A 15471-nucleotide genomic window follows, 5' to 3' on the forward strand; every position below is an offset into this window, starting at 1 on the left:
GCTTCGGGGGTGGCGGTGGTGGTGGCTCGGTGACCGCGACACAGTCCCCGTCACCCGCCACGGCGACCGACGAACTGCCGTCGCCCTGCCCGATCGTGGCCACCGCGCAGCTGTCGGCGGTGGCGGGCAGCGGTACGGCTGTCAGCCAGAGAAGTGCGGCGACCGTCGTGAGCCGCGCGATGCGTGATCCGTACACGTCCGCGAGCATGATCCACGCTGCCGGGGAACACGCGATACCTGCCGCTGATTCGCCTGATCGTGCGGTTAATGGGCCATTCGTGTTTGTCCGGTGGACGGCGCGTCGCCGAATTCTTGTCGGCATTCCTTTGAACGCGCCCCCGTCGGCGTCCCGTACCTAGGGCCATGAACGGCGCGGTCCCGCGCCGGCACCGGAAGCGGTACGACGAAGCACCACGGGAGTCGACATGAACACCTGGCGCAACGCCTCGCTCGCGGCCACCGCCGCGGCTCTGTTGACGCTCACGACGGCGTGCGGTCAGGAGCAGGGCGACGCATCACCCAACGGCCAGGCCGTGGGCAACGCCGCTCCGGCCCAGCAGCCCGCCGACAGCGGGTACGGATCGGCCGGCGGAGGATACGGGTCGGGGGCCGACGCGGAGGCGGCGGAAGCCGAGGAGGCCGGTCAACTCGCCGTCCAGGAGAGCAAGAAGCTCGGGAAGGTGCTCACCGACAGCGAGGGCTTCACGCTCTACCGGTTCGACAAGGACACCGCGAACCCGCCGAAGTCGAACTGCGCCGGGGCGTGCGCGGCGACCTGGCCGGTCGTCGCCTCCGGCAACGCCACCGCCGCGGCCGGCACCGACCCCGAGCTGCTCGGTGAGGTCACCCGCGCCGACGGCACCAGCCAACTCACCGTCGACGGGTGGCCGATGTACCGGTACGCGAAGGACACCGCACCGGGCCAGGTCAACGGCCAGGGGGTCGGCGGCACCTGGTTCGCCGCCGCTCCCGACGGGAAGAAGGCCGCGAAGAACGCCGACGGCGCGGGCGTGGGTGAACCCGCCGAATCGGCCGCACCCGCCGATCCCGCCGGCCTTTCGGTCCGCAAGGATCCGGAACTCGGCGACATCGTCGTGGACGGACGCGGGATGACGGTTTACCGCTTCACCAAGGACTCGGCCTGGCCGATGAAGACCGCGTGCACGGGCGACTGCCTCAAGAAGTGGCCGGTAGTGGCCCCCATGGCCAAAAATGCGGTGGATGGTGTGACGACGAAGGGATTCGTCACCTTCGACCGCCCCGACGGTATCAAGCAGCAGACCATCGACTGCTGGCCCATCTACACCTTCGCTGGAGACGCCAAGCCCGGCGACACCAACGGGCAGGGGGTCGGCGGTACCTGGTACGCCGTTTCCCCCGATTCCGAACTGATCGGCGCTTCCCGGTAATCGGGTCCGGTCGAACACCTCCCAGGAGCCTCAAGTGGCCCCGAACCACCGGGAAACGGTGTCCGGAGTGCCGGTCCGTCGCTGTTCGCATACGCGCAGCGACGGACCGGCCGCCGATGCCACCGGAGTGTGACCAATAACGGATCGCTAATTTCCGTTTCCACTCGCTCTCTTGGCGGCCGATCAGTAGCCTCTGGTCAACACTGACCATGAACATGGCCGGATCGCCGTGGCGACTTGTTGGAGACATCGATGGAGCGTCCCGCCTGGGCACCGCAGGGCATTGACATTTCGGTGCCAAGCGTGTCTCGCATGTACGACTTCTATCTGGGCGGATCGCACAATTTCGAGGTGGACCGGGAAGCCGCGCGCAAGGCCATGGAGTTCCTTCCGGGCCTTCCCAAGATCATGCAGGCCAATCGCGCCTTTATGCGCCGGGCCGTCCGCTATGCCGTCGACACCGGCATCGACCAGTTCCTGGACATCGGCTCCGGCATACCGACCTTCGGCAACGTCCACGAGGTCGCCCAGGCGGCCGATCCCGGGGCCAAGGTGGCCTACGTCGACCACGACCCGGTCGCCGTCGCCCACAGCCAGGCCGTCCTGGAGGGCAACGACCGCGCGGTGATCGCCGCCGCCGACCTGCGCCGCCCCAAGGAGATCCTGGCGAACCCGGAGATCACCGGGCTGCTCGACCTGGACCGGCCGGTGGCGCTGCTGCTGGTCGCGGTCCTCCACTTCGTGGAAGACGCCGACGACCCGCGCGGCGCGGTCGCCGAGCTGCGCGAGTCACTCGCCCCCGGCAGCCTGATCGTCCTGACCCACGCCTCGTACGAGGGCATCCCGTTGCCCAAGGAGGAGGCGGCCGGCACGGTCGGCGTCTACCAGAACATCCGGAACCCGCTGATCATGCGCTCGCGCGAGGAGATCGGCCAGTTCTTCGAGGGCTACGAGATGGTCGAGCCGGGGCTCGTGTCGATGCCCGAGTGGCGGCCCGACACCCCGCAGGCGCCGGAGCAGGAAGACCCGTACGCCTTCTCGGGCTTCGCAGGGGTTGGGCGCAAGGCGTGAGCATTCCCGCCCAGGCGTCCGGGGAGCCGGACGCGGAACCTGACGGTCCGGAAGGCCGGCTGCGGAGATTCGCCAGAATCTGGAGCCGGGCCATCTTCCCCCTGACGGCCACCTCCCTCACCCGGCCGGAGTTCGAACAGCATCTGCTGCCCCTGGCACGCGAGCTGAACGGCATCCTGCACGCCCACCCCTTCGACGCCTCGCCCGCCCAGCGGATCGGCGAGGCCCTGATCGACGCGCACTGCACCGACCCGGACGCCCTCAGCTCCACGCTCGGCGTCGTCGACTCCTACCTCGTCCTGTACTGCGGCGGCAACGGACCCGGCGTGCTGTCCACCGAGGACGGCAGGGCCCGCTGCGCCCGGATCCAGCACACCCTCGCAGCCGGCTTCACCGGGGCCCTGCGCGAGCGCACGCTCGCCGAGCAGGAGGCCATCGCCCGCTCGGCGCTGACCGCCCGCTCGGACGCCGAACAGGCACTGCACGCCACGGAGGCCCGGTTCCGCGCGGTCTTCAAGGACGCCGCCATCGGCATCGGCGTCGCCGACCTGGACGGCAACATCCTGGAGATCAACGACACCCTCACCAAGATGTTCGGCGGTCTTGAGAACCACGTCCGCAGCCACAAGGTGAACGAGTGGGTCCACCCCGAGGACTCGCCGCAGGTGTGGAAGTACTACGACGAGCTGGTACGCGGCGAACGCGACCACTACCGGGTCGAGAAGGCGTACTACCGCAACGACGGCACCGTGCTGTGGACCAACCTCACCGTCTCGCTGCTGCGGGACTCCGAAGGCCGTCCCGAGTACCAGCTCGCACTGATGGAGGACACCACCGAGCGGCGGCTGCTCAATCTGCGCCTGCGCTACGAGGCCACCCACGACGCGCTCACCGGACTGCCCAACCGGACCCTGTTCTTCGAGCGTCTGGAGAAGGCCCTCGCCGCCCAGGAGGAAATCCGCTTCGGCCTCTGCTACCTGGACCTCGACGGCTTCAAGGCCATCAACGACAGCCTCGGCCACGCCGCCGGCGACCGTCTCCTGGTCGAGGTCGCCGACCGGCTCCAGAGCTGTGCCACCGCGCCCGGCGAGATGGTCGCCCGGCTCGGCGGCGACGAGTTCGTCGCGCTCACCACCGGCCCGGACACCGCCGAGGAGGTGGACGAGCTGGCCGGCCGCATCCTGGGCGCACTCGCCTCCCCGATCCGCCTCGACGGCCGCGAGCTGACCGTCCGCGGCTCGATCGGCGTCGTCGAGGGGCCCTCCGGGGAGCGCAGCGCCGCCGAGGTGCTGCGCAGCGCCGACATCACGATGTACCGGGCCAAGGCGGCGGGCGGCAACCGCTACCAGCTCGCCGACGCCGAGGCCGACGCGCGCGCCATCACCCGGCACGGGCTGACCACCGCGCTCCCGGCCGCCCTGGACCGGGGCGAGTTCTTCATCGAGTACCAGCCGCTCGTGCACCTGGACGACGGCACGGTGCACGGCGCCGAGGCGCTCGTACGGTGGTGCCATCCGCAGCACGGGGTGCTCGGACCCGACCGGTTCATCCCGCTCGCCGAGCACACCGGGCTCATCGTGCCGCTCGGGCGCTGGGTGCTGGAGGAGTCCGTACGGCAGGCGAACTTCTGGCAGGAGCGGCACAGCGACGGAGGACCGCTGCGGATCAACGTCAACCTCTCGCCGACCCAGCTGCATCACCCCCGCCTCGTCGCCGAGACGGTCGACGTGCTGGAACGTTCCGGTCTCGAACCGGGAGCGCTCTGCCTGGAGGTGACCGAGTCCGCCCTGATCGGCGCCGACGACGATCTCCTCAAGCCGCTGCGGCAGCTCGCGGAGATGGGCGTCGACATCGCGCTCGACGACTTCGGCACGGGCTACTCGAACCTGGCGAACCTGCGCCGGCTGCCGGTGAGCGTGCTCAAGCTGGACCGTTCCTTCACCCGGGGCATGCAGCAGCACCCGGCGGACCCGGTCGATCTGAAGATCGTCGAGGGCATCGTGTCGCTGGCCCACAGCCTGGAGCTGGCCGTCACGGTGGAGGGCGTGGAGACGGGTGCCCAGGCCGAGCAGCTGCGGCTGCTGGGCTGCGACACCGCACAGGGCTGGTACTACGCCCGCCCCGGGGCTCCGGACCGCATCCACTCCCTGCTGCTGGCGGACGCGGTCTGAGCCCGGCCGGGGCGCGGAGGGTCCTTCGCGCCCCGGCCGGTCAGCCGGAGGCCGGCCGGTGCTCCAGGAGCATCCGCTGGAGCTCGCGCGCGGCCCGGGGCGGAGCCACGTCGCTGCGGTGCGCGAGAGCGATCGTGCGCCGCAGCCCGGCCCCGGCCAGCGGAGTCCTCCGCAGATCGCTGCCCGCCCGGGCTGCGGCCATGCTCGGCACCACGGCGATGCCGAGCCCCGCCCGTACGAAACCGAGCACCGCGTCCATCTCGCCGCCCTCGACGGTGAACGTGGGCTCGAAGCCCTCAGCGCGGCACGCGGCCACGGTCAGCTCCCGCAGGTTGTACCCGTGCCGGAACATCACCAGCGGCGCTCCCTCCAGATCCGCGATCCGGATCCGGCCGCCCCTCCCCGGGGGCGGCTCCGCCGCCGAGGACACCACGACCAGGTCCTCGTGCAGCAGTTCCACCGTGGTCAGCGCGGGGGAGGCGGCCGGCATGGGCAGCACCACCAGCGCCAGGTCGAGCGCGCCCCGCGCCAGCTGACGTACCAGGTCGTGCGAACCGCCCTCCTCCAGCAGCAGCCGCACCCCCGGATGCCGGTCGTGGAAGGCGCGCAGCACGTCCGGCAGCAGCCCGGTGCACAGGCTCGGCGTCGCCCCCAGCCGCACCCGGCCGCTGCGCAGCGAGACCAGCTCCTGGACCTCCTGCCGCGCCGTCTCCGCGTCGGCGAGGATCCGCCGGGCGAGCGGCAACAGTGCCTCGCCCGCGTCGGTGAGGGCGATGTTGCCCCGGGCCCGGCTGAACAGATCAGCGCCCAGCTCCGTCTCCAGCGCCCGGATCTGCTGGGAGAGCGAGGGCTGCGACACGTGCACCGCCTCGGCGGCCCGGGTGAAGTGCCGGGCCTCGGCGACGGCCACGAAGTAGGTGAGCTGCTGGAAGTGCATAAGCCGACGATAACCTTCATCGATAGCTGATGCCTATGGAGATCAGCCGTACCATGTCTTGGACTGATCGGGCCGTTCCCCCTACCTTCGTGTCCATGGCATTGGCAACGCGGACGGACCGACGGCCGTCGATGACGCGTACGCTCTGGGACTCGACCGTCGGCAAGAAGACGATCATGGCCGTGACCGGTCTGGTCATGCTCGGATATCTCGTCGCCCACATGGTGGGCAACCTGAAGATCTTCTTCGGACCCGGCGAGTTCGACGGGTACGCCCACTGGCTGCGCACCATGGGCGAACCGGTACTGCACTACGAGTGGGCGCTCTGGATCGTCCGGGTGGGGCTGGTGGCCGCCGTCGTGCTGCACGGCGTCTCCGCGTACCAGCTCAGCCGGCGCGACATCAGGGCACGCCCGGCCAAGTACGTCCACAAGAAGCCCCGGTCGAGCTACGCCACCCGGACCATGCGCTGGGGCGGGATCATCCTCGCGCTCTTCATCGTCTGGCACATCCTCGACCTGACGACCGGCACCGTGCACACCGGCTTCGAGGCGGGGCACCCCTACCAGAACGTCATCGACACCTTCTCGACCTGGTACGGCAACGTCATCTACATCGTCGCCGTGCTCGCCATGGGCCTGCACGTCCAGCACGGCTTCTGGAGCGCCGCGCAGACCCTGGGCGTCGGCAACGCGACCCGCGACCGCATCCTGAAGACCCTCGCCAACCTCCTCGCAGTGGTGCTGACCGTGGGCTTCATCTCCGTACCCGTCGCCGTCATGACCGGAGTGGTGAGCTGACATGCCCGACTACACGCAGTACGGCACGGGCGAGCCCCTCGCCGACACGAAGGCCCCCGAGGGCCCCGTCGCCGAACGCTGGGACACCCGCCGCTTCCAAGCGAAACTCGTGAACCCCGCCAACCGGCGCAAACACACCGTCATCGTCGTCGGCACCGGGCTGGCCGGCGGAGCGGCCGGCGCCACCCTCGCCGAACAGGGCTACCACGTCGTCCAGTTCTGCTTCCAGGACTCACCCCGGCGCGCCCACTCGGTGGCCGCCCAGGGCGGCATCAACGCCGCGAAGAACTACCGCAACGACGGCGACTCCATCCACCGGCTGTTCTACGACACCGTCAAGGGCGGCGACTTCCGCGCCCGGGAGTCCAACGTCCACCGGCTGGCGCAGATCTCGGTGGAGATCATCGACCAGTGCGTCGCCCAGGGCGTCCCGTTCGCCCGTGAGTACGGCGGCCTCCTCGACAACCGCTCCTTCGGCGGCGTCCAGGTCTCCCGTACGTTCTACGCGCGCGGCCAGACCGGACAGCAGCTCCTCCTCGGCGCCTACCAGGCGCTGTCCCGGCAGATCGCGTCGGGCGGCGTCGAACTCCACGCCCGCACCGAGATGCTGGACCTGATCGTGGTCGACGGCAAGGCGCGCGGCATCGTCGCCCGCGACCTGGTCACCGGGAAGACCGACACCTACTTCGCCGACGCGGTCGTCCTGGCCACCGGCGGCTACGGCAACGTCTTCTACCTGTCGACCAACGCCATGAACTCCAACGCCACCGCGATCTGGCGGGCGCACCGGCGCGGCGCGTACTTCGCCAACCCCTGCTTCACCCAGATCCACCCCACCTGCATCCCGCGCACCGGCGACCACCAGTCCAAGCTCACGCTGATGAGCGAGTCGCTCCGCAACGACGGCCGCATCTGGGTCCCCAAGGCCAAGGGCGACGACCGCCCGGCCAACCGGATCCCCGAGGACGAGCGCGACTACTACCTGGAGCGGATCTACCCCGCCTTCGGGAACCTGGTGCCCCGCGACATCGCCTCCCGCGCCGCCAAGAACGTCTGCGACGAGGGGCGCGGCGTCGGCCCCGGCGGACAGGGCGTCTACCTGGACTTCGCCGAGGCCATCGGCCGGATGGGCCGCAAGGCCGTCGAGGCGAAGTACGGCAACCTCTTCGACATGTACCAGCGGATCACCGACGAGGACCCCTACACGGTCCCCATGCGGATCTACCCCGCCGTGCACTACACGATGGGCGGCCTCTGGGTCGACTACGACCTCCAGACCACCGTCCCCGGCCTCTTCGCCATCGGCGAGGCGAACTTCTCCGACCACGGGGCCAACCGGCTCGGGGCCTCCGCCCTCATGCAGGGCCTCGCCGACGGCTACTTCGTCCTGCCCTCCACGATCAACGACTACCTCGCCCGCAATCCGCACACCGACACCGTGGACGAGGCGCACCCCGCCGTCGCGGAGGCCGTGGCGGAGACCGAGGACCGGATCAACCTGCTGCTCTCCGTCGACGGCGACCGCACCCCCGACTCCTTCCACCGCGAGATCGGTGAACTCATGTGGGAGTACTGCGGGATGGCCCGCACCGAGGACGGTCTGCGCAAGGCGCTCGCGAAGATCCCGGAGATCCGCGAGGAGTTCTGGCGCCGCGTCAAGGTCCCCGGAACCGGCGAACAGTTCAACCAGTCGCTGGAGAAGGCGAACCGCATCGTCGACTACCTGGAGCTCGCCGAGCTCATGTGCCTCGACGCCCTGCACCGCGCCGAGTCCTGCGGCGGCCACTTCCGCGCGGAGTCCCAGACCCCGGACGGCGAGGCCGAGCGGCGCGACGAGGAGTTCTCCTACGCCGCCGCCTGGGAGTTCACCGCCACCGGCGACGCCCCTGTCCTGCACAAGGAAGACCTCGTCTTCGAGTACGTCCACCCCACCCAGCGGAGCTACGCATGAAGCTCACCCTGCGCGTCTGGCGCCAGCGGAACGCCGAAGAGCCCGGCGCCATGGCCACCTACGAAGTCGACGGCATCTCCGCCGACATGTCGTTCCTGGAGATGCTCGACACCCTCAACGAGGAACTCACCCTCGCCGGGGACGAGCCGGTCGCCTTCGACCACGACTGCCGTGAGGGCATCTGCGGCGCGTGCAGCCTCGTCATCAACGGCGACGCCCACGGCCCGGAACGCACCACCACCTGCCAGCTCCACATGCGGTCCTTCGCCGACGGCGACACGATCGACATCGAGCCCTGGCGGGCCTCCGCCTTCCCGGTCATCAAGGACCTGGTCGTGGACCGTTCCTCGTTCGACCGGATCATCCAGTCCGGCGGCTACATCTCCGCCGCCACCGGCACCGCCCCGGACGCCCACGCCACCCCGGTGCCCAAGCCGGACGCCGACTTCGCCTTCGAGCACGCCGAGTGCATCGGCTGCGGAGCCTGCGTCGCCGCCTGCCCCAACGGCTCGGCGATGCTGTTCACCTCGGCGAAGGTCAACCACCTCAACGTCCTGCCGCAGGGCGCACCCGAGCGCGAGACCCGCGTCCTGGACATGGTGGCCCAGATGGACGACGAGGGCTTTGGCGGCTGCACCCTGACCGGCGAGTGCGCCACGGCCTGCCCCAAGGGCATCCCGCTGCCCTCGATCGCCGCGATGAACAAGGAGTGGCTGCGGGCGACCCGCAAGGTCCGCCGCTGACCGGGGAGTTGATCGCCGGCGCTGATCCCGTACGGTTGCGGAGCCGTACGGGATCGACGCGGTGCCCGTTGTCGGCTCAGCCCCGCAGCGCCCTCGCCAGATACGGCGCCGTACGGCTCCCGACTCCGCGCGCCACCTCCGCCGGGGTGCCGGACGCGACGATCCTGCCACCCCGGTCGCCGCCCTCGGGCCCCAGGTCGATGACATGGTCCGCGCCTGCCACCACGGCCATGTCGTGCTCCACGACCACCACCGTGCTCCCGGCGTCGACCAGCGAGTGCAACTGGCGCATGAGCACCTCCACATCGGCCGGATGCAGCCCCGTCGTCGGCTCGTCCAGCAGATACAGCGTGTGCCCGCGCCGGGTGCGCTGGAGCTCCGCCGCCAGCTTGATGCGCTGCGCCTCACCGCCGGACAGCTCCGTGGCGGGCTGACCGAGCCGCAGATAGCCGAGGCCCACGTTCAGCAGGGTGCTCAGCGCGCGCTCGGCGGCCGGCGTCCCGGCGAAGAAGGACGCCGCCGACTCCACGGTCAGCTCCAGGACCTGAGCGATCGTCAGCCCGTTCAGGGTGACGTCCAGGGTCTCCGGGTTGTACCGCGCGCCGTGGCAGTCCGGACAGGGCGCGTAGGTGCTCGGCAGGAACAGCAGCTCCACCGAGACGAACCCCTCGCCCTGGCAGGTCTCGCACCGCCCGCCGCTCACGTTGAACGAGAACCGCCCCGCCGTGTACCCCCGCTCCCGCGCCGCGTCCGTCCCGGCGAAGAGTTTCCGCACGGCGTCGAACAGGCCGGTGTACGTGGCCAGATTGGACCGGGGCGTACGGCCGATGGGCTTCTGGTCGACCTGGACGAGCCGGTCCACCGCGACCAGACCGGTGGCCGCCTCGCAGTACCGCGCACCCGGCCCGGGCTCCTCGCCCGCCTGCCGGTCCGCCAGCACCCCGGCGAGCACCTGGCCGACCAGGGTCGACTTGCCCGAACCGGACACCCCGGTCACCGCCGTGAACACCCCGAGCGGGAACGCCGCGTCGACGCCCCGCACATTGTGCCGCTCCACGCCGGAGAGCCGGATCCACCCGGTCGGCGCCCGCGGCTCCCGTACCGGCGCGATCCCCTCCCCGAACAGGAACCGCCGCGTCGCCGACTCCGGCACCCGGGCCAGTCCCTCGGGCGGCCCGCTGTGCAGCACCCGCCCGCCGTGCTCGCCGGCCAGCGGACCCACGTCCACCAGCCAGTCCGCCCGCCGCACCACGTCCATCTGGTGCTCCACCACGAAGACCGAGTTCCCGGCCTCCTTCAGCCGGCCCAGCACCCCGAGCAGCGCCTCGGTGTCCGCCGGGTGCAGCCCGGCCGACGGCTCGTCGAGCACATAGACGACGCCGAAGAGCCCCGACCGCAACTGCGTTGCCAGCCGCAGCCGTTGCAGCTCCCCCGAGGACAGCGTCGGGGCCGTCCGGTCCAGGCTCAGATAGCCGAGCCCCAGCTCCGTCACCGTCCCGATCCGCGCCAGCAGATCGCCTGTCAGCACCCGGGCCGTCTCCTCGCCGCCCGCCCCCGCACCGGACAGCACCTCGGCCAGTGCGGACAGCGGCAGCCCGGCCAGCTCCGCGATGGTCCGCCCCGCGAAGGTCACCGCCATCGCCTCCGGCCGCAGCCGGCTCCCGCCGCACACCGGACACGGGGCACTGGTCAAGAAGCGCTCCGCCTTCGCCCGCAGGGCCCGGCTCTTGGTGTCGGCGAAGGTGTGCAGCACGTAGCGTCGCGCGCTCATGTACGTGCCCTGGTACGGGCGTTGGATCCGGCCCGCGTCCCGCACCGGATGCACCGTCACCACCGGCTGCTCGTCGGTGAACAGGATCCACTCCCGGTCCTTCGGGGGCAGCTCGCGCCACGGCCGGTCGACGTCGTGGCCCAGCGCGTCCAGCACATCGCGGAGGTTCTTGCCCTGCCACGCCCCGGGCCACGCGGCGATCGCCCCCTCCCGGATCGACAGCGAGGGATCCGGGACGAGCAGTTCCTCGTCCGTCCGGTGGATCCGCCCCAGACCGTGGCACTCCGGGCACGCCCCGACGGCGGTGTTGGGGGAGAAGGAGTCGGAGTCCAGCCGCTCGGCCCCCGGCGGATAGTCACCCGCACGGGAGAAGAGCATGCGCAGCGAGTTGGAGAGCGTCGTCACCGTCCCGACGGACGACCGGGCACCCGGGGCGGAGCGCCGCTGCTCCAGCGAGACGGCGGGCGGCAGCCCGGTGATCTCCCCGACGGCGGGCGCGCCCACCTGATGGATCAGCCGCCGGGCGTAGGGAGCCACGGACTCGAAGTAGCGGCGCTGGGCCTCCGCGTAGATGGTCCCGAAGGCGAGCGAGGACTTTCCGGACCCCGACACGCCCGTGAACACCGTCAGGGTGTCGCGTGGGATGTCGACCCGGACGTTCTTGAGGTTGTGCTCGCGGGCGCCGCGCACCCGGACGTACGGATCGTGGGGGGAGTGCATGGGGCTCGGCTCCGTACGGGTGGGTTCTGACGCCTGGCAGGACAAACAGTCCGATTCTAGGCGTCGGCGCCGACGGCGGGCCCCCGGGATCCGGCGGCGCGCCTCAGAGCGTGCAGGCGCGGGCGACGGCCTCGGTGTCCCAGTAGAACGGCCGCACCTCGGTGATCCGGCCGTCCCGGACGGTGAGGGTCTGCAGGATGGGGAACGTCAGCTCCCGCGCGGTCGCCCGGGACACGGCGTGGACGATCGTGCGCACCACCGAGGTCTCCCCGGTGGCCAGAAAGTCCTGTTCCACCAGCTCGAACGTGGACCAGGTGTCGCTCATCGCCCGGAAGAACCGCTCCAGGCCGAGGTGCCCGCGCCAGACTCCGCCGTACGGGAGCCCCGCCGCCTGATGGAGGACCACATCAGGTGCGAAGCAGGGCGCCAGGAGGTCGAAGGAGGCCGTGCCCGGTCCGCCGGCCGCCAGATAGCGTGCCTCGGCCGTGTACATGGCGGTGAGGACCGCCCGGGAGTCCGTCGTCGGAGAGTGCGTCATGCCCCCAGCGTTCCCGATCCTCGCGGTCGGGTCCGGCGGCTATCGGACGTCGAGGCTCCGCACCGGAACCCGCCCGTCGTCCCGGTCCCGGAGCCGGGCGATCCGGGCGAGCCGCCGCAGCGAGTCCACCAGACCCTCCCGGTCGTACGTACTGGTCGTGACGAGCACCTCGTCCGCCCCGGTCTCCTCGATCGCGCGCTCCAGCTGACCGGCCACCTGGTCCTCGGTGCCGTGGACATGACCGTCGAGCCCCCGCTCGTACAGCCTCCGCTCCTTGGCCGTCATGGCGAGGGCCTCGACGCGCTCGGCCGGGGCCAGCGGCGGAAAGTCTCCACGCGTACGGGAGTACGCCATGGCCCACGCCTCCGGTACGAGCAGCCTGCGGGCCGCCTCCTCGGTGCCGGCGACGGCCACCGTGCCCGCGACGATCACCTCGGGCCGCTCGGCGCGGGCGGAGGGGCGGAAGTCGCGGCGGTAGACCTCGACGGCGCGCAGCACCTTCTCCCGGCCGCGCAGATCACCGATGACCAGGGGGAGCCCGGCGGCCGCGGCGACCGACGCGCCCTCCCCGATCGCCAGGACGTAAGCGGGGATGCGCAGGCCCTCCGCCGGACGGGCGTGCACCCCGGGGTGGTCCTGCTGGGTGCCGTCGATCCAGCCGAGCAGTTCGGCGAGCCGGCCGGGGAAGTCCTCGGCGTCCTCCTTGCCGTGGCCGAGCGCCCGGCGGACACCGTCGGTGAACCCCACGGAGCGGCCGAGCCCCATGTCGATCCGGCCGGGAAAGAGCGAGGCGAGCACCCCGAACTGCTCGGCGACGACCAGCGGCCGGTGGTTGGGCAGCATCACCCCGCCGGTGCCGACCCGGATGGTGGAGGTCGCGGCTGCGACGGCGGCGGCCAGCACCGTCGGCGCGGACCCCGCGACCCCCGGCACGCCGTGGTGCTCGGAGACCCAGAAGCGGTGGAAGCCGAGCGCCTCCGCCTCCCGGGCCAGGTCGACGGTGTCGCGCAGCGCCCGGGACGCGTCGTGCCCCTCACGGGTGCGGGAACGGTCCAGGACGGAGAAGCGGGTCGAGGCGATCACAGAGCTCACGCTCCCTTCAACACCGTCGCTCTCCCAGGATTCCCGTGAACGCCGCGGCTCTCCCAGGATTTCCGCGGCACGGCCGACGCCGGGGCCGACGGGCTTCCTAAGCTGGGGGAGTGGACAACGACGCACGGCCGCTGGCCGTATTCGACCTGGACGGCACGCTCGCGGACACCGCCCACCGGCAGCACTTCCTGGAAGGCCCGGAGCGCGACTGGGCCGGCTTCTTCGCCGCGGCCGTGGACGACCCGCCGCTCGCGGAGGGCGTACGGATGGTGCTCGCGAGCGCCGAGGAGTGCCGCGTCGTCTATCTGACCGGACGCCCCGAGCGGTGCCGTCGCGACACCGTGCGCTGGCTGAGCCGTCAGGGACTGCCCGAGGGCACGCTGTTCATGCGGCGCAACGACGACCGGCGCCCCGCACGCAGGACGAAGCTGGACATCCTCCGGCGGCTGGGGCGGAAGGAGCAGGTGCGCGTGCTCGTGGACGACGACGAACTGGTCTGCGACGCGGCCCAGGTGGCCGGATTCACTGTGGTGCGGGCCCGCTGGGCCGATCCGTCGGCGGCACTGAAGGATGCCCAGGAACGCGAGGGACGTACCTGATCAGGCGCTTTCGTCGAGCCGGAAGCCCACCTTCAGGCCGACTTGATAGTGCGCGATTCGGCCATCCTCGATATGGCCCCGAACTTGATTAATCTCGAACCAATCGAGATTGTGCAACGTTTCCGCCGCTCTTGCGACGCCGTTCCGGATCGCCTCGTCGATGCCCTCCTCGGAGGTTCCTACGATCTCGGTGACCCGATAGGTGTGATTCGCCATTGTTTGTCTCCTCTCCTGTGACCACGTTGCCCCAATCCGCGGTCTCCCGCGAGGGGGAGGATGCGGCGAATCGGGACGGGTGTCCGTCTTGACCTACTGAATGGTCCATACCAAAATTCAGCCAACCACCCGTGCGAGCGCCGCCCGCAATCCCCCCACACCGGGTCCCGATTTCGTTGTGCCGTTTCGCAGAAGGTGACCACGTGAAGAACCGCATACTGGCCGGAGCCATCGCGCTTGTCTCGTCCGTCGCACTCGGCGGATGCGGCTTCATACCCGGCTCGGGCAGCGGTGACCGCACGGTGACGGTCTGGCTGATGAAGGACAGCGTCTCGCCCGGCTTCCTGGACAAGTTCACCCGCTCGTACGAGGAGGAGAACCCCTCGATCGAGCTGGACTTCAAGATCCAGGAGTGGAGCGGCATCGGCCCCAAGGTTCTCTCCGCGCTGGAGGGCGACGACGCCCCGGACGTGATCGAGGTCGGGAACACGCAGGTCGCGCAGTACGCCGAGAGCGGCGGCCTGCGCGATCTGACCCTCGAATCGATGCGCGACCTGGGCAGCGAGGACTGGCTGCCCGGCCTGGCCCAGCCCGGCAGCATCAACGGCGTGCAGTACGGCATCCCCTGGTACGCGGCCAACCGGGTGGTGATCTACAACAAGGAGATCTTCGAGGAGGCGGGCATCGACTCCGTCCCGAAGACGCGCGACGAGTGGATCGCCGCCACCGAGAAGCTCAACAGGGCGGGCAACCAGGGCATCTACCTGGCCGGTCAGAACTGGTACGTGCTCGCCGGCTTCATCTGGGACGAGGGCGGGGAACTCGCCGACGAGAACGGCGGCGACTGGCAGGGCGCCCTGGACACGCCGGAGGCCCTGGCGGGCATGGAGTTCTACCAGGAACTCCAGGCGCTCGGCGACGGACCCACGGACGCCGACGAGGAGAAGCCCCCGCAGACCGACGTCTTCGCCAAGGGCGACGTCGCACAGATCATCTCGACTCCGGGCAGTGCCGCGCTCATCGAGCAGAAGAATCCCGAACTCAAGGGAAAGCTCGGCTACTTCCCCATTCCCGGCAAGTCCTCGAAAGCCCCCGGCTCGGTGTTCACCGGCGGCTCCGACCTCATCGTCCCGAAGAAGGCCGACGAACGCACCGCCGGGATCGCCGTCGTCAAGGCGCTGGCGAGCGAGAAGTGGCAGACGGACCTTGCCCGGGGCATGAGCTACGTCCCCAACAAGCCGAGCCTCGCCCATGTCATCGAGGGGGACGAGGGCACCGCGGCGATGGCCGAGGGCGCCACCCGGGGCCGCGCCACCCCCAACTCGCCCCAGTGGGCCAGGGTCGAGGCGGAGAACCCGATCAAGCCCTACATGACGGCCGTGCTCGAGGGCGGCGACCCGGCCCGCGAGGCCAAGGCCGCCTCCGAGCGCATCACCGCGATGCTCGCCGGCAG

13 protein-coding genes and 1 pseudogene are annotated in these 15471 nt (G+C 70.7%); 8 read left to right on the forward strand and 6 right to left on the reverse strand.

The window, feature by feature from the left end; genetic code table 11:
* A pseudogene (locus tag HET64_RS25530) lies at positions 1-196 on the reverse strand (hypothetical protein); the annotation flags it as partial.
* A gap of 229 nt (positions 197-425) precedes the next feature.
* Between HET64_RS25530 and HET64_RS25535 the strand changes: the two are divergent.
* From HET64_RS25535 to HET64_RS25545, 3 genes are all read left to right on the forward strand, one after another.
* On the forward strand, positions 426-1409 hold the full coding sequence (locus tag HET64_RS25535; protein ID WP_215109372.1) for an SCO0930 family lipoprotein: 984 nt from the start codon (positions 426-428) through the stop codon (positions 1407-1409).
* A gap of 252 nt (positions 1410-1661) precedes the next feature.
* Complete coding sequence (locus tag HET64_RS25540) at positions 1662-2480, forward strand: SAM-dependent methyltransferase (RefSeq protein ID WP_215109374.1); 819 nt, start codon at positions 1662-1664, stop codon at positions 2478-2480.
* Complete coding sequence (locus tag HET64_RS25545) at positions 2477-4651, forward strand: bifunctional diguanylate cyclase/phosphodiesterase (RefSeq protein ID WP_215109376.1); 2175 nt, start codon at positions 2477-2479, stop codon at positions 4649-4651. The genes HET64_RS25540 and HET64_RS25545 overlap by 4 nt, the downstream gene beginning before the upstream one ends.
* A gap of 40 nt (positions 4652-4691) precedes the next feature.
* Here HET64_RS25545 and HET64_RS25550 read toward each other — a convergent pair whose 3' ends face one another.
* Entirely contained in the window at positions 4692-5588 is an 897-nt protein-coding gene (locus tag HET64_RS25550) for a LysR family transcriptional regulator (protein ID WP_215109378.1), read from the reverse strand.
* Positions 5589-5719: 131 nt separating this feature from the next.
* On the opposite strand from HET64_RS25550, the gene HET64_RS25555 reads away from it, so the two are divergent.
* The 3 genes from HET64_RS25555 to HET64_RS25565 are packed head-to-tail and all read left to right on the forward strand — an operon-like array spanning position 5720 to position 9082.
* Complete coding sequence (locus HET64_RS25555) at positions 5720-6388, forward strand: succinate dehydrogenase (protein WP_215109392.1); 669 nt, start codon at positions 5720-5722, stop codon at positions 6386-6388.
* 1 nt (position 6389) lies between these two features.
* Entirely contained in the window at positions 6390-8339 is a 1950-nt protein-coding gene (locus tag HET64_RS25560) for a fumarate reductase/succinate dehydrogenase flavoprotein subunit (protein WP_215109380.1), read from the forward strand.
* Positions 8336-9082, forward strand: a complete 747-nt coding sequence (locus HET64_RS25565; RefSeq protein WP_007451460.1) for a succinate dehydrogenase/fumarate reductase iron-sulfur subunit — start codon at positions 8336-8338, stop codon at positions 9080-9082. The genes HET64_RS25560 and HET64_RS25565 overlap by 4 nt, the downstream gene beginning before the upstream one ends.
* Before the next feature lie 76 nt (positions 9083-9158).
* On the opposite strand, the gene uvrA is transcribed toward HET64_RS25565, so the two are convergent.
* The 3 genes from uvrA to HET64_RS25580 form a co-directional block, all read right to left on the reverse strand.
* Positions 9159-11573, reverse strand: a complete 2415-nt coding sequence (gene uvrA, locus HET64_RS25570; protein ID WP_215109382.1) for an excinuclease ABC subunit UvrA — start codon at positions 11571-11573, stop codon at positions 9159-9161.
* Between the two features lie 103 nt (positions 11574-11676).
* Positions 11677-12111, reverse strand: coding sequence for a nuclear transport factor 2 family protein (locus HET64_RS25575; RefSeq protein ID WP_215109384.1), 435 nt, complete (start codon positions 12109-12111; stop codon positions 11677-11679).
* 39 nt (positions 12112-12150) lie between these two features.
* Complete coding sequence (locus HET64_RS25580) at positions 12151-13203, reverse strand: MsnO8 family LLM class oxidoreductase (RefSeq protein WP_215109386.1); 1053 nt, start codon at positions 13201-13203, stop codon at positions 12151-12153.
* 110 nt (positions 13204-13313) lie between these two features.
* On the opposite strand from HET64_RS25580, the gene HET64_RS25585 reads away from it, so the two are divergent.
* Entirely contained in the window at positions 13314-13802 is a 489-nt protein-coding gene (locus tag HET64_RS25585; protein ID WP_215109388.1) for a hypothetical protein, read from the forward strand.
* Here HET64_RS25585 and HET64_RS25590 read toward each other — a convergent pair whose 3' ends face one another.
* Complete coding sequence (locus HET64_RS25590; RefSeq protein ID WP_018955713.1) at positions 13803-14018, reverse strand: dodecin; 216 nt, start codon at positions 14016-14018, stop codon at positions 13803-13805.
* Positions 14019-14221: 203 nt separating this feature from the next.
* Between HET64_RS25590 and HET64_RS25595 the strand changes: the two genes are divergently transcribed.
* Positions 14222-15471: extracellular solute-binding protein (locus HET64_RS25595; protein ID WP_215109390.1), on the forward strand; the 1250-nt coding region annotated here is incomplete at its 3' end.

Origin of the sequence: Streptomyces sp. McG3, from assembly GCF_018619185.1 — a bacterium.
In the GTDB taxonomy this organism is placed as follows: Bacteria; Actinomycetota; Actinomycetes; order Streptomycetales; family Streptomycetaceae; genus Streptomyces.